Source organism: Nonomuraea sp. NPDC003707 (assembly GCF_053587055.1).
This window is the reverse complement of sequence record NZ_JBSFNK010000028.1, coordinates 62537-76479: the sequence shown is the minus strand read 5'-3', so window position 1 is coordinate 76479 and position 13943 is coordinate 62537. Positions and strand designations below refer to the sequence as shown.

Annotated in this window: 13 protein-coding genes; 3 read left to right on the top strand and 10 right to left on the bottom strand. The window is 68.7% G+C overall.

Features of this window, described 5'->3' with window-relative positions:
• Window positions 1-34: 34 nt before the first annotated feature.
• The 3 genes from ACWDRB_RS47485 to ACWDRB_RS47475 are packed head-to-tail and all read right to left on the bottom strand — an operon-like array spanning window position 35 to window position 3754.
• Window positions 35-2206 carry a hypothetical protein gene (locus tag ACWDRB_RS47485; RefSeq protein WP_449905629.1) on the bottom strand — a complete coding sequence of 724 codons (2172 nt, stop codon included), beginning with the start codon at window positions 2204-2206 and terminating at the stop codon, window positions 35-37.
• 49 nt (window positions 2207-2255) lie between these two features.
• Entirely contained in the window at window positions 2256-3491 is a 1236-nt protein-coding gene (locus ACWDRB_RS47480; RefSeq protein WP_449905627.1) for a hypothetical protein, read from the bottom strand.
• Window positions 3488-3754, bottom strand: coding sequence for a hypothetical protein (locus ACWDRB_RS47475; RefSeq protein ID WP_449905625.1), 267 nt, complete (start codon window positions 3752-3754; stop codon window positions 3488-3490). The genes ACWDRB_RS47480 and ACWDRB_RS47475 overlap by 4 nt, the downstream gene beginning before the upstream one ends.
• Before the next feature lie 172 nt (window positions 3755-3926).
• Here ACWDRB_RS47475 and ACWDRB_RS47470 point away from each other — a divergent pair, with 172 nt between their 5' ends.
• On the top strand, window positions 3927-4613 hold the full coding sequence (locus ACWDRB_RS47470) for a GntR family transcriptional regulator (RefSeq protein ID WP_449905623.1): 687 nt from the start codon (window positions 3927-3929) through the stop codon (window positions 4611-4613).
• Window positions 4614-4663: 50 nt separating this feature from the next.
• Here ACWDRB_RS47470 and ACWDRB_RS47465 read toward each other — a convergent pair whose 3' ends face one another.
• Window positions 4664-5128 (bottom strand): hypothetical protein, encoded by a 465-nt coding sequence (locus tag ACWDRB_RS47465; protein ID WP_449905621.1) that lies wholly within the window; start codon window positions 5126-5128, stop codon window positions 4664-4666.
• A 230-nt stretch (window positions 5129-5358) separates the two neighbouring features.
• Entirely contained in the window at window positions 5359-6600 is a 1242-nt protein-coding gene (locus tag ACWDRB_RS47460) for an IS110 family transposase (RefSeq protein ID WP_449905619.1), read from the bottom strand.
• A 150-nt stretch (window positions 6601-6750) separates the two neighbouring features.
• Between ACWDRB_RS47460 and ACWDRB_RS47455 the strand changes: the two genes are divergently transcribed.
• Window positions 6751-7107, top strand: a complete 357-nt coding sequence (locus ACWDRB_RS47455) for a helix-turn-helix domain-containing protein (RefSeq protein WP_449905617.1) — start codon at window positions 6751-6753, stop codon at window positions 7105-7107.
• A gap of 83 nt (window positions 7108-7190) precedes the next feature.
• Here ACWDRB_RS47455 and ACWDRB_RS47450 read toward each other — a convergent pair whose 3' ends face one another.
• The 4 genes from ACWDRB_RS47450 to ACWDRB_RS47435 all read right to left on the bottom strand — a co-directional run bounded on the left by ACWDRB_RS47450 (window position 7191) and on the right by ACWDRB_RS47435 (window position 11149).
• Window positions 7191-7319, bottom strand: coding sequence for a hypothetical protein (locus ACWDRB_RS47450; protein WP_449905615.1), 129 nt, complete (start codon window positions 7317-7319; stop codon window positions 7191-7193).
• Window positions 7316-8839 (bottom strand): hypothetical protein, encoded by a 1524-nt coding sequence (locus ACWDRB_RS47445; RefSeq protein ID WP_449905613.1) that lies wholly within the window; start codon window positions 8837-8839, stop codon window positions 7316-7318. Before ACWDRB_RS47445 ends, ACWDRB_RS47450 begins: the two co-directional genes overlap by 4 nt.
• 571 nt (window positions 8840-9410) lie before the next feature.
• Window positions 9411-10286 (bottom strand): Rad52/Rad22 family DNA repair protein, encoded by an 876-nt coding sequence (locus ACWDRB_RS47440; RefSeq protein ID WP_449905611.1) that lies wholly within the window; start codon window positions 10284-10286, stop codon window positions 9411-9413.
• 617 nt (window positions 10287-10903) lie between these two features.
• Window positions 10904-11149, bottom strand: a complete 246-nt coding sequence (locus ACWDRB_RS47435) for a hypothetical protein (RefSeq protein ID WP_449905609.1) — start codon at window positions 11147-11149, stop codon at window positions 10904-10906.
• Between the two features lie 207 nt (window positions 11150-11356).
• Here ACWDRB_RS47435 and ACWDRB_RS47430 point away from each other — a divergent pair, with 207 nt between their 5' ends.
• Entirely contained in the window at window positions 11357-12613 is a 1257-nt protein-coding gene (locus ACWDRB_RS47430; protein WP_449905607.1) for a pentapeptide repeat-containing protein, read from the top strand.
• A gap of 62 nt (window positions 12614-12675) precedes the next feature.
• Here the strand turns inward: ACWDRB_RS47430 and ACWDRB_RS47425 are convergent, their stop codons facing one another.
• A complete protein-coding gene (locus ACWDRB_RS47425) occupies window positions 12676-13869 on the bottom strand; it encodes a toprim domain-containing protein (protein WP_449905605.1) in 1194 nt (397 codons plus the stop codon).
• Window positions 13870-13943: the final 74 nt, after the last annotated feature.

The window sequence follows — 13943 nt, the reverse complement described above, 5'->3', positions numbered from 1 at the left end:
GCACACCCCCCACATGAGACGCTGTTTTCGCTGTTCAAGGCTGGTGTGCGGCCCTCATGTGTGGGGGCGTGGGGGTGTGGGGGTCTCCCACGTGAGGGTTGTGGGGGCCGCCGGGCCGGTCCCCGCCGTCCCCCGCCCCCGCCTGCCGGTCACCCTGCGTGGCAGTCACGAAGTGGATGCGGGCGTAGCCGCGCCGCCGATGACCGTTGCGCTCGAACGCGTTCGGCAGCGTGGTCACGCCGAACGGGGCGAGCGCAGCCGCCAACTCGGTCTTGCTGGGGAAGCCGAGCGCGGCCGCCAGATCCTCGGAGTGGATACGGTCGTCTCCGGCCGCGTCGAACACCGCCAGGGCGCGGCGGATCAGCTCCGGAACCTGGTCGGTGGCAGGCATTACGCCGGGCGCGATCCGCACACCAACCGCCTGGGCCGGTACGGCCCGGTTTTCCAGCGCGGCGGCGATCTCGGACGGGTGCGGCCAGTCGGCCATGTTCCCGCCCAGGACGAGCGTGAAGTCCCGCTGCCCCGCGACGGCCGGCGCGGGCGCGGGCGTGTAGACCGCGGGCAGCATGCCCTCCCCCTGCTCCTCGTAGTCGTCGTCAACGTCGAGTTCGGTGAACGCGGCCCGCATCCGGTCGAACCGGGTGTCGAACGCCGACCCGATCGCCGAGCGGGCGGCCCGCTCGGCAGCCGGGTCGAACTCCGGCCGGATGCGGGAGATCGCGATGGCGGCGCGGGTGATCTGCAGGAACTCCATGAACGGGGCCTTGAAGGGGCGCGGCTTCTCCTGGTCGAACTGGATGAAGCCGCAGCCCGGCCCGTCCAGGTCCTCCAGGGACAGGCCCTTGCCCCACCCGAACAGGTAGGCAATCTCCTCGGCGTCCTGCACGTACATGCCGATCCGCAGGCTGGACTGCTTTTTGACGTTGACGGGGATGACGTCCTGCGTGGCGCGCAGGCCGGAGAAGTGCACTTCGACCGCCTCGTTGCGGCCGATCCGCTGGATCTCGGCCAGGTTGGACCGCAGCTCAGCGAAGCGCGGGTCCGCGGACTGGCCCATCGCCTCGGCCGACTCGTCCACGACGATCACGTACGCGGGCAGGTCGGCGCTGATCGGCAGGAGCTGGGAGTTGGCTGCCTTCTTGATGCGGCGGGTGGAGCGCTTGCGGTCCTTGGCGATCGCGAGCATCGCCCGCGACACCTGCAGCGCCTCGTCGATGTTGGAGGCGGCCCAGCCCAGCGGAGAGCGCTCGATCTCGCCCTCGATCCACGGGTCGAGCCACGGCTGCGACAGGCCGCCGCCGTTGAGGTCGATGTGGATCACGATGGCGTCGCGGGATCGGCCGACCTCGGAAGTGAGGACGTGCTGGAGCAGCGTCTTGCCGGAGCCGCGCTGACCGGTGATGAGCCCGGCCTTCTGCCGTAGGACGACCTCGACGGGGGAGGCGTCGCGGAACTCGCCGAGGAACTTCGGGTCCAGGAAGCTGGTCGGGGTGTAGTCCTCCGGGTAGGGGATGATCTCGGCGAGCCGGTTGACGATGCCGACGCGCATCCAGGCCGAGCCCCGGTCGGGGCCCTTGGTGACCTCGATGCCGCAGCCGTTGGGCAGCTTGGCGTTGGTCGCCATGGTGTCGGCGCCGCGCTCCAGGTCGGCGCGGGACCGGCCGGGGGTGACGAGCCGCGTGAGTAGGTCGTAGCCGGTCCGGCCGGGCCACCAGCGGACTTCCTCGATCTGGACGTTCATCTGGCAGCAGGCCAGGACGCGCCGCTCCCAGTCCTGGGCGAGGCGTACGGAGGAGCGCAGCACGAGCGCGCCCCGGCCCGCTGCCACTGCCTGCCGCTGCTGCTCGCGCACGGCCAGCGGGGAGGCGACGACGGCGGCCAATGCGCCGATGCCGAGTGAGGCGAAGCTCTCCATCTGCCAGAACTTGGTGAACAGGGTCCAGGTGAGCCAGGAGCCGGCCGCGCACCAGCAGCCGAGCCGGTACAGCAGGGCAGAAGGCGCGACACCGTGGGCGGCGTCGGCGATGAAGGTTCCACCCGCGGCCACGACGGTCGCGGCAGCACCCCAGAACGGGTTGACGTCGAAGGCGTCGCCGAGGGCGGCCGTCGTCGCGAGGGCGGCGGTCGCCTGGGTGGCTGCCGACAGGACACCCTGGAGCGCGGACGGCTGCCTGCCGTTGTTGGTGCGCTGTGGGGTGGTGGCCACGTGCTTCTCCTTCTGTGCTGGTGCGCGGGGGTAGAGCGGGCGGGACGGGTCAGGCGTTGATGTCCCACTTGTGCTCGTTGACGCGGGGAGCGTCGTGCCTGGCGATGTCGTCGGCGTGGGCACCGCGGAAGGTGACGGCGAGCTGCCTGGCAGCGGGGATGACCGCGGCCATGCCCTTGACGACCTCGGCGAAGTCCTGAACGACGACCTGGTGGATGGGGTGTGCCGCCTGGAGTCGCTGCCCGATCCGAGTGAAGGCGAGGGCAATGTTCTCGGGCACCTGGTACATCGCGTCGAGGTGCTCGGCGACGGTCATCATCTTGGGCACGTCGTACAGCGAGGCGGCATTGAGCATTTCGACGGACATGAGCACGAGCGGGTTCTCGCCGGTGGCGGCATAGGTGACGTGGGTCATTCGGGGGCTCCTCATCTGTTGCGTCGGGTTGGGGGTTGCGGGCTGGCCGGTCGGTGCGTCTTCGGGCTGGGCGGTGGGGGCCTCGGCGTCGGGGGCGGGGGTCTTGTCGAGGAGGCGGCGGGCCCGCGCGATCAGTCGCGTGAACAGGGCGTACAGGCCGATCCGGGTGGTCGCGTCCCAGGCACTGAGGTGGCCCGCCACTCGGGTCACGCCGGTCCAGAGCCGCCGCCGCCCGTCCCACAGGCGGCCGGTGCGCCGGTTCGCCCAGGCGCGAACGGTCTGACGGGTGCGGGGGAACCGCTCCCGCCCGCCGCGCCATCCATGACGGTTCTCAGCCGACGTGCCGTTTCCACTGGTCTCGCGCCTGCTGTGAGGCTTCCGATATCGGAAGTTCCTCAGCGGGCCACCGTCCCCCGAACCCCTGCGGGAACGACGGCCGCCTCCTGCGGGAGTTCGGTGCGTTGCGTCCGCGCCGCTCGATCGGGCAGCGCGGCGGGCCTTGCGGGTGCTGCCCGATCCGCTGGCGTCCCCGCCCGCGCCGCCGCTGCGGACACGGCCGCGCTGGTTACGGAAAAGACCACCGCGGCGGTGGGCCACGTACGCGACGCCCGCCCCGGCGACGGCCGCACCACCGCCAACCAGGCCGCCGACTCCGGCGAGCTGGTAGAGGCCGGTGACGAGCAGCGTCGCCGTGGCCAGACCGCCCACAAGGAGCGTCCGGCCGGGCGCGAACGCGGGGGAGATGGCGCCGTCGTCGGTGATGGGCTCGGGCTCCTCGGCCGGGGCCGGGACGGGCACGTGCTCCTCCACCGTGACCTCGTCATCGAGCTCGGCGGGCTGCTCCTGCTGTTCGACCTTCACGTACGTCACGGTGTCACCGCCAGGAAAGCGGCCATGGCGTTGGTGAGGGCATCAAGGTTGCCGCTCAGGAACGCGACGAACGCGCCGCCGGCCGCCGATGCGGCCAGGAGGGCGAACGCCTGGAGGGTGGCGAGCTGGAACGCGTGCCAGTCGCGGGTCTGCCCCGTGCCGGAGCAGCCCCAGCAGCGGGCGATGAACGCCCCGCAGTAGGTCATCGAGCTGTCGCCCTGGCACATCTGGCACGGCTCGCGCGGGGGGATCAGAACGCTCATCTCCTCGCCCCTTCCGATCGCATCTTGGCTATCTACACCTTACAAGCTACCTTGATAGGTGTAGATAGACAAGAAGGGGTTGTTGACGTTGATAGCCAAGACCGGTATCCCGGTGGCTCCAAGGGCTGGCACCCTAGGTGTCGGCACACCACCAACAGCGATGGGATGGATCATGGCCGCAGGGCACCCCTTCGAGGAGATCGCCAAGAGGCTGCGGTCAGAGATCCTGAGCGGCAAACGGACGCCCGGTGAGAAGCTGCCGAGCGAGAACGACCTTCAGGACCTGTGGGGGGTGTCGCGGGTGACGGTGCAGCGGGCCATCCAAGAGATCGTCGATGAGGGCCTGGCCGTCACGGTCCCGAAGAAGGGGGCCTTCGTGCGCGCCTACGATCGCAGCACGCGCGAAGTAGAGCTCGACACCGTCAACCGGGAGTTCGGCGCCACGGTGGAGGTGGGGCTCGTTGCGACCCCGACCCTGCTGGAGGAACCCGCCCCTGTCGAGCCGGGCGTCTTCCGGAGACGGGTCGTGGGCGGCAGCATCCTTGAGACCTACTGGGCCCGGTCGATCACCAACCAGGTGCCCGAACTGGCGTCGCCGGCTCCGCTGGAGCACGCCGATCTGCTGCTCCTCGTCCGGGTCGGCATCAAGCCGATCAGGGGGACTGCTGAGGTGATTGCTCGGATGCCCACTCGGGAAGAGTCCGGCCTGTTGGACATCGTCCGGGCGACGCCCGTACTCGAGCAACGAGTGTGCCTGTTCTGCGGGCGGCGGCCCATCGGGATGCGGTTCGAGATCTACCCCGGCGACCGCCACATGCTGCAGTACGACCTTGCCCCGCTGGACGATCCCGAGGCGTGAAACGACGAAAGCCCCGCCGACGCGGGGCTTTTCTGATGAAGGGATGGCGTCTATTGCGTCGCATCGCGTACGACGGTGAGGCCCACCGTGGCGAAGCCCTCCACGCTGGCTTCGCCACCCACCTCGCACCAGCGAGTGATCGCGTCCAGGAGCGCGTGGTCCGCGACGGGGGAGAGCGCACCGAGGTAATCGAGTAGCGCCTGTTCGTCGATCCCCCACTTCGTGCCGAAGTAGCCGGGCGGATAGCCGCCGGCGCTGCCGAATGCGTCGCGGCAGTCCGCGTAGACCAGGCCGGGCGTAAGTCCGAGGCCGGGGGACATGAGGTGGCCAGTCAGGACGTCGGTGAGGCACCTGGCCTGGCCGAGGGAGAGCCGCAGGCGGCTCAGCTCGATGGCGAGCGCGTCACGCCACAGTCCCAACTCGATCGCGGCCTGCATATCGGCACAGCCGGTCCTCATGGTGTCGGCGCGCTGTTCCAGCCAGGCGCTGGTGTCATTGTCCAGGGTGATCGTCATGCTGGTCTCCTTCGTGGTGGCAATGCCCGCTGGATGGTGGGCGGGCAGAGAGGCGGCCGGGCATCGCTCCCGCGTAAGAGCTCTCGGCTCGGGGTGGATCCCAGATGTTCTCCCCGGCCGCCCGTCTGCTCGTCCACACGTTTGGGTGGGGTGGAAGGGGCAGCCGGGCGCCGCTCTGGGAGGGCTCAAGGCCCGGGGGGGATGAGGGGTCTCATCCCGGCTGCCCTGGTCTATCCGTCGGCGGTTGTGGGTGGAAAGGCGATCTCCTCGGAGTAGAGGACGTCATGCTGCAGGCAGTAGTGCAGGCAGCTCAGCAACCGCCCTGCAAGATTCCGGAGTGCGGCGGCCCAGCGGTCGCCGGCCTCGCGTCGCCGGTCGTAGTGCGCCCGAGCACCAGGGGAGCGGGTCAGGCTGGAAAAGGCCCACTGGTGGCAGGTCCCCTTCAGGAACTTGTTGGCGACTCGGCGATGGCTGACGGACCGACTGCCTCCGCTGGACCAGGTGAGCGGGGCGACCCCGGCGTAGGCCTTCAGGCCGCGCGGGCTGGCGAACCGCTCTGGGTCGTCTCCGATCTCGGCGAGAAGCCGGGAGCCCATCACGGGGCCGACTCCGGGGAAAGAAAGGTAGATCTTGGCCTGCGGGTGGGACAGGAACACGGCGGTGGCTTCGGCGTCGAGGGTGTGGACGAGGTGGTCGGCATGGTCGAGGAAGTTGAGGGTCGCGAGCATCGCGACTCCCATGGTCTCCTCCACCGCTGGCGGCTGGCGTAGTTGCCGCGCCCGGAACACCTCGTGGAGCCGTTCGGCCTGCTGGTTCACCAGCCTGATGCGGCCGGCGGCCGTCAAGGTGTCGGCGATCTGCCTGCGGGTGAGCTTCGCGGCCTTGGCGGGGGTGGGGGCGAGGTGGAGGAGGGCGCGCGCTTCAGGGCGCAGGATCTTCTTGGGCAGGTCTTCCCACGCCTGGAGAGCCGCGGGGTAGTAGCCGCGCAGCTGACTGCGCAGGCGGCGGAAGTAGTACTGCTGCTCGCGCACCGCGTGACGGTGGGCGCGGGACAGTTCGGTGAGGGCGAGAGCCTGCTCGCTGGTGGCCGGCAGCGCCCGGTGGAGGTGGCCGTCAGTACGGATGATGTTGGCCAGGAGCAGGGCGTCGCTTTTGTCGCTCTTGCGCTTCTTGGCAGGGCTCACCCGGCCGCGGTAGCGGGCTACGACGGTGGGGTTGATGGCGATTACCGGCTGTCCGACTCTGCGCAGCCCGGCGACGAGAAGGGAGCGGCCGGTCTCGATCGCGATGGGCACGTGCTTGCGGGAGTGCCGGTGCGAGGGGGTGAGCCCGGACAGCAATCGGAGCAGTTCTTTGAGCCCTTCGGGCGTCTCCAAGATTTGCGTCTCGGCGACCAGGGCGCCCTTGCCGTCGATCACTGCCACGTCGTGCCAGGTCTCCGACCAGTCGATGCCACACCAGAACCGTGGCACTTGCGCGCTCCCTTCGCCGGTGGTGAGGGCGGGCCGGGCCGCTCGCTCTCGGTCTCAGAACTCACGCTTCTGGGTCGCAAAAGGCGTTCACCCGGCCCGCTGCGCAGGACCCTACACTGATCAGCCATATATGGCTGAAAGTTGGGTGGAATGATGAGCCAGCACGAGCAGGCGGCGGCAGACGAACGGGCGTGGGAGGGGTCGGTGCGGTACGACCAAGCTCCCAATACCTACATCGCCCGCGGCGACTGGCCCACAGCGGATCTCGTGCCGGACGCACCTCCGGGAGCCCACTACGCCCAGGAGATCGCTCGACGCCTGCAGGCGGCCCGCGGCGAGCGTGGCCTGTCCCAGCAGGCACTCGCCGACATGGCTGGGCTCGGGCAACGCACCATCAGCCGAGTCCTGTACGGGGATGTGTACTGCGACGTCGCGACCTTGGCCCGGTTGGAGACCGCGCTCCAGATCAGCCTCTACCCAGGAGACTGGTTCACCCAAGAACTGTAGCGACGCGCAGAAGCCCCGACCCGAGCACGAGCGGTCGGGGTTTCTGCGTGAGAAGTTGATGGTGGCCCGTCCAGGAGTACGAGCTAGGCCCAGACCAGGTTCCTGCTGGCGCCGGCTCGGCCGGGCTCCTGCCAGAGCACGCGGATGGAGCGCCGCTGCTCGGCCAGGGTCGCGCGGAGGCGGGTGACTTCGAGTTCATCCGTCGCGGTCACGCGGCGTTCTCCTGGGTGTCGGGTTGCTCGGCGGGCTGGTTGCCTGCGCGGACGGCCAGCACCCGGGCGGGGTGAAGCTGGCTCGGGTGCGGCATCTCCTGCTGGTCGCGATCAAGGCACCAAAATCCTTGATCGGCGCCGCACGACTCGCAGTACACCTGCTTGGCCGCCTGCAGCTCCTTCTCGCGCGCTGAGAGCTTCTTGGGGCGCAGGGATGCCCGGAGGTCCTTGATCGCCTTGCTAGCGATCTCTCCGCGCTCTACAGGGGCGTTCTGGGGCTGCGCGCGGGTCTTCTCCTCGGTGGGCGGGGCGGCTGCCAGCTCATCCAGCTCGGCGCGGCGTTCCTCCCACGCGGGCGGCGTCGGCGTGCCCTTGGGTGTTGTCGCCGTGGCGGCCGCTGGTGGGGCGGCATGCGGCGTGGCCGGGGCGGGGGCCGGCCGGTCGGTGCGGCGCTTGCCGCCCTCGCAGGCCGAGCAGTCCCCGCCGTGGTCGACGTCCTGGCCGTCCTCGCACCGCGCGTTGGCGCAGAGCCGGGCACGGACCAGGGTGATGGCGGCCGCGACTGGGTCGTTGACGCGCTCGCCCTTGTGCTGCCACCACGCCCAACGGCGCTCGATCCTCGCGACCACCTCGACAGGGCTGCGGTTGCCCAACTCGCGCTGGATCGCACCCATCACCTTGCCGGACGCTCCGCGGCTGATGCGGCGGCGCAGCTCCTCGGGCAGCTGCTCGAACACGGCGACGGCTGGGGCCACCGGCGGGCGCTGTTCGAGGTGGGTCGTTGTCGCTGGCTTGTCGGCTCCGGCCGGAACGGCCGCGCGTCCCGACTCCTCCTCGACCTGTAGAGCGCCTACGGCGGGAGGAGGATCGTGGAGGGAGTTTCTTGTAGGGGAGTTGTCTTTAAAGGAGTTGGGGGATTCAGAAACCCCTCTGGAGTCTTTGCTAATCCCCCCTGGCAGGGATTCAGAATCCCCCCTGGCTTCGCTGCCGTGGGGGGGCTGTGAAACCCCCCTGGCATCCGAGACGCGTTCCCCCTGGTCAGATGGAGTGTCGTCGTCGAGACGGGGGCCGAGTGACTTGGGGCGGCGCTGCGGCGCGGACTTGCCCTTGTCGCTGCGTGAGGTACGCGCCGGGGCCGGGGCCAGGTTGGGCCGATCGGCCGGAGTCAGCGGCGGCAGGCCGCGCGTCGCCCGCTCGGCGTTCACCTGCGCCATCTGGGCGTCGGAGAACCACGAGTAGGGGATCTGGAGGTCGTACACGTGCGGCCGCCGGTTGGCCGGGATGTGAGCGGCGGCGGACTGGTTCCCGGAGGCGATGATGCCGCGCTTGCGTAGAGCGGCCTGCATCTTCTGCACCGTCTTGGTGTCGCACATGGCCGCCTGGGCGAGCGTCTTCTTCGACTTGTAGGAGGTGGTGCCGTCGTCGGGGGTGCGCTGCGCCATCGCGACCAGCACGAGCTTCTCGGTTGGTGAGATGACGGGCGCGTAGTACATGGCCCAGTCTTCGGACAGGTTGCTCATCGGGCGTTCATCTGTGTGTAGGGGTGGCGTCCGACGGGGACGTCGGGGGCGGCGATGTGCGCGAGCCGGCCGGCCAACTCCTCATCGGAGGGCGTGGCGAATGGCCTGGGCGCGGAGGAAACGGCCGCGGTGCGGCGCTTCCGGAGGGTGAGCAGCATGTGCGGGTCTTTCTCTCGGTGGGGGACCGAGGTGTCTCGTACGGGTTGCCGGACCTGCGCGCGAACAGGTCGCGAGACTGACGTCCAACGGCGAAGAGCAGAGGCGCGTTTTGTCTGGTCACGCCCGAGTGGGGTGCGCATCCCGAGCGTGACGCGGGTGTCTGCGCGGTGGCGCGGACATGACTGGGGCGTCGCCGACGCCCCGTGCGGAGTCCGTCAGGGCCGAGGTCGCCCCTGGAATGTGTTCCGCTCGCCCATGGCGATCGCCTCGTCCAGGCACCACCTACGAACGGGACAACCTCGGCGGCACTCTTTGGCCTCGTCGGATTGCGGGCGGGGACGGCCGCCGCGCAGGGGCTCCTTGTCGTTGACGTCATCGGGCACAGAGCCCGCCGCCTTGACGTCGTTGGTGTTCACGTGCCCACCTCCGCAAGCTCGCCAGCCTGCGCCGACTCGGCCTGGTGGGCGGCGTCGCGCTCAGTGACGAGCGCCTGACGCTTCGGCATGAAGACCGCGCCGATCGCCTGCTCGTCCGGCGCACTGATGTGACCCGCCTTGATCTCGGCGTCGATCTGGTTGCCGATATGGTTCATCTGATCGAGCGACGTCGCCCCGCTGATGGCGATGATGATCTTCGATAGCAGCGACGGACCACTGTCGCCGTTGAGCGGCCGGTCGCCCTCATCGTGGCCAAGCGAGACCTGCTCGGGCACGTGCGCCTGGATGTCGCCCTGCTCCTCGCTGCTTTGCGCCTCCTGCGTGGCCGCCATCTCCTCGGGCGTCGATTCGGGCCAGATGAGGGTACTGCGCACCAGGGCATCGGTCTGGCCCTTGTTGTAGAGCGACAGGCCGAACTGGTCGCCGAGCGGGATCGCGGCGCGCTTCGTCGCGACGGAGATCGCCGACTTCATGGCCAGTTCGTGGGCATCGCCCCGGACCTGGTTCATCGCGGTCTCGGCGGTGCCGTTCTCGAAGTGGCACATGACGTTACCGTCCGGATCCTTGATCGTCAGCCGGACGACCGCCCGGTAGCAGACGTCCCACCGGCCGGGCTTGTTCACCCGCTCCGTCTCGAACACGAGGTCGAGACGGAGGAGGTCAGTGTCCCAGTTGCCGAACCCGAAGATCCGGTTGAGGTGCGCGAGCCCGTCCTGCTGCGAGATGTGCGAATGGCCCTTCCCGTCGCGCAGGACGCGCTTCGTATCGATCGGCTGGAGGAGCTGCCGAATCTGCCGCCGCAGGAAGCCGCGTCGGCGAGGCTTCCGGGCCAGCTTGGTCGTGCCGAGCAAGGTGTCTCCATTTCCTGGGGCTACGCCAGGGCGTTGGGACCGCTCCCGCTGCCGCTGCCGTTCCAGCGGTGCCGAAGGGGGCGTACAACGAAGACGCTCCCCAGATAACCGCTAAAATATATAGGGTTATTTATTGCATGATCACACTATAGTCCAACCCGAACCGGGTCAACACACCCACCTCACTCGTCTCGCAACTCCTGAATCGCCACTCAGTGGATCGCTTCACCAGCAGCGCAAACAGTCCTGAGGGGGGTTACCAGCCGGCGAAAAGGTCTCTAATCTCCTCGACAGAGAACCAAGCCATCACCGCCAGGCGCCGCGGGACCGCAGCACGCCGGCTATTCAACCCGTGCGAAGCCGTCCCCATGGCAACCTGGTATCCGCGCTCTCATCACGTGATCCCTCCCCGGGGACACGAAAGGGCCCTCTCCCCACAGCCACGGGAAGAGGGCCCATCGTGTTCAAGATCGGTGTGCGCGCCCGTGACTCCGGCGGGCAGTCAATCCCCGAGAGGACTGAAGGCGGTACCCCTGTCCGGCGGACGCGCACGAGACGGTCTGCCCCAGGAATAGGACCACGCGTCTGCTGCACATCATAAGCGGCCCAAGACGGGTTCACATTCCCGTCGACTTGGCGTCCCCTACCTTCAGCGGCCACACCACGTCGTAGAGAGCGGAGATCGCCGCAGCTTCGGCAGTCTGCTCCCACCGCGAATCACCAGAAGCGATACCAGTTGCGCTGTTGGCCTTGGGGACGCAGGGCTCGTTTACCTCGCCCCCCGACTGCTCGGCGAGCGCCTGGTTATAGTCGCGGGACGGCCGGGCGGCCATCAGGCTCTTGCGCCAGGCGGTGACGGCCACCTCGACGTCGATCAGGTCAGTGAAGGCGAGGGGTGCTCGGTGGCGTGCGTGCCGATCTGACCACTCCGGCTCACGTTACTTGTTGGACCTCCACTCGGGTCGGTGCTATGCCCCCGAAGGGGAGGTGTTTTCGCAGGTCAAAGAAGGTCCGATCACGAGTTGAGCATTTTGCCTCGGCACAGGTGAATGGCGAGGTGGAATCGGAGCATGGGCTTCATCCGGCGCTCTCCCCAGCCGTATACGCGTCCGCCCGAGCTGCGGCCGCCCCGTTCGATGTGGTGGTGGGCTCTTCCCGCTGCTCTCCTGGTCGGTGCAGCAGTCTGGGGCACCAGCGCCTGGCTGCTGCGGGACGTGGACAAACTGGACATCGACAAGCAAGTCTCCACCCGGATCGAGGCCGTCCGGACCGCACTGGCGGCCGGTGCCGGCGTTGGTGCCGCAGTGACACTGCTACTGGCCGTACGCCGCCAGCGGCACCTGGAGCTGACCGCCGCGCACACCACCCACGACGCCGCCGAGCGCCGGGTGACCGAGCTCTACACGAAGGCGGTTGAGCAGCTCGGCAACGACCAGGCCCCGGTCCGCCTCGGCGGCCTATACGCCCTGGAACGCCTCGCTCAGGACACCCCGGCACTACGGCAGACCATCGTGGATGTCATCTGCGCCTACCTTCGCATGCCCTACACCCTGCCTCCAGACGAACTGCCCTCGGCCGAGTCCGCTGTACCACGCGTCGCCATCGCTGGCGTCTCCGCACCAGCCGGACGCGATCCGCATGAAGAACGTCAGGTCCGCCTCACCGCCCAGCGCATCCTGGCCGCGCACCTTCGCTATGACCCAACAGCCCCACGCCGCTGGTGGCGGCCTCGCGGCGCCCCCAACCCCGGCCACTGGGACGGCATCAACCTCGACCTCACCGGTGCCACCCTCATCAGGTTCGAGCTGATCCACTGCCGCGCCAGGGAGGTCAGTTTCGGCGGGGCGACCTTCACCGGCTCTGCCAGGTTCGGCGGGGCGACCTTCACGGGTACCGCCAGGTTCGTTGGGGCGACTTTCACCAGCTCCGCCTCGTTTGGCGGGGTTACCTTCGGTGGCGCAGCGGAGTTCCACGAGGCGACCTTCAGTCCCATCATGTTTGGGAAGGCGACCTTCACCGGGTCCGCCGGCTTCCTGGGGGCGACGTTCGCCAGCACTGCCCTGTTCCAGGAGGCGACCTTCACCAGCGCTCCCGGGTTTCAGGGAGTGACCTTCACCAGCGGCGTGCAGTTCAGGGGGGCGACGGGGCTGGACAAAGCGAAGTTGAACGGCGCGCGGGTGGCGCCAGCCGCGTCTGAGGAGCGGGTATGGCCGCTGACCTGGCGGGTGGAGGCTGGCGAAGACGGGTGGCAGACGCTGCGCGTGGCGACCTCCCCAGCGGAGGGCGAGACGGCGGACAGCGGAGCGGACCCACAGACGGGAGAGTGATACAAGGTCGCACTCCGGGCAGCGCGACCTGCGGAAACGGGCCGTGGCCGGTTGAGCCTGTGTCATTGCAAGCGGCAGTACATGTGCCCTCGGTACGAGGATTCGGCTCTACAGATCACGTTCGACGCCGTGTCTTGCTGGTCGAGGCGGCACGGCTGGCCGCCTCCCCGTCGTACCCGCCAGCCGATGTGCGGGTGAGCCGGGAAACGCGGATGCAGCTGGCGCCCTCTGCGAACCTGGTGCGGTGGATCGTGAGGACGCGAGACGGCTTTTGGGGCAGATTGAACCGCGTCGCGCACCTCATCCACGATCGCCTCGGTCACCATGTCCGAGGGGAGATCGAGAAGCTGCATAAGACGGCCAGCTTGTCGAGTGACCTGTTCGGGCGGGAGTTTCACCACGAACCGGGCGGCTGCGCGCAGGGCCATCAAGCGCTCTTCATTGAAACGGAGGGTGCGGTGGTCGCGGAGAACCGCATCGACGACCGCATCGCCGAGGGGGACAACCTCGTCGACCATGATGCTGGCCAGAGCCGGGCCCCCGCGTCGTGTGAGCACATCCGCAGGATCGCTGCCCTCAGGAAACCGAGCCGCGACCGGATCGGAGGCGACGGCGTAGATGTCCGCGTAGGTGCGAATCAGCGCCTTTTGCCCAGCTTGGTCGGAGTCGAAAGCGATCACGAGCCCAGTGCGTCTCACGTCTGCCGCGTCGGCCAGTGCCGTCAGCTGGGCAGAGGTAAGCGCAGTTCCTCCGGGACACACCGCAGGAATCCCCGCCACGGTGTTGGCCAGCACGTCCAGGGGGCCCTCAACGATGGCGGGGCGGGCACCGCTGCGCAGCACGGTTCGGCCTTCATAGAGGCCGAACAAGATGGCGCCCTTGTGGAAAATGGACGTCTCAGGGGTGTTGAGGTACTTCGGAGTTGTCGGTGAAGCATTGCTCGGGGCGCGACCAACGAAGCCGACGATGGAGCCACTGGCGGCCCGGTAGGGCAGCATGAGGCGGTTGCGGAAACGGTCGATGAGCCTGCCGCTACGATCCCGGGCGGCCAGGCCAGCCTGCTCGATGGATTCCAGGCTGATACCACGGGTGTGGTGTAGATACGCGAGCAGCGCTGTGCCGGTGGCCGGCGCGTAACCCACACCCCATCGAGTGAGCACGTCGTCGGGGAAACCCCGTTGATGGAGGTAGCGCGGCACCCAGCTGGCGGCAAGGCGGTCCTGAAAGAAGCGGTGGGCCAGGACGTGGATGCGCACCAACTCGTGATCGGGAGCCTGTGGTTGTTGCCCTGGCACGTTGGGGTTGAAGGGCGGGGATGCTGCGCTGGAGT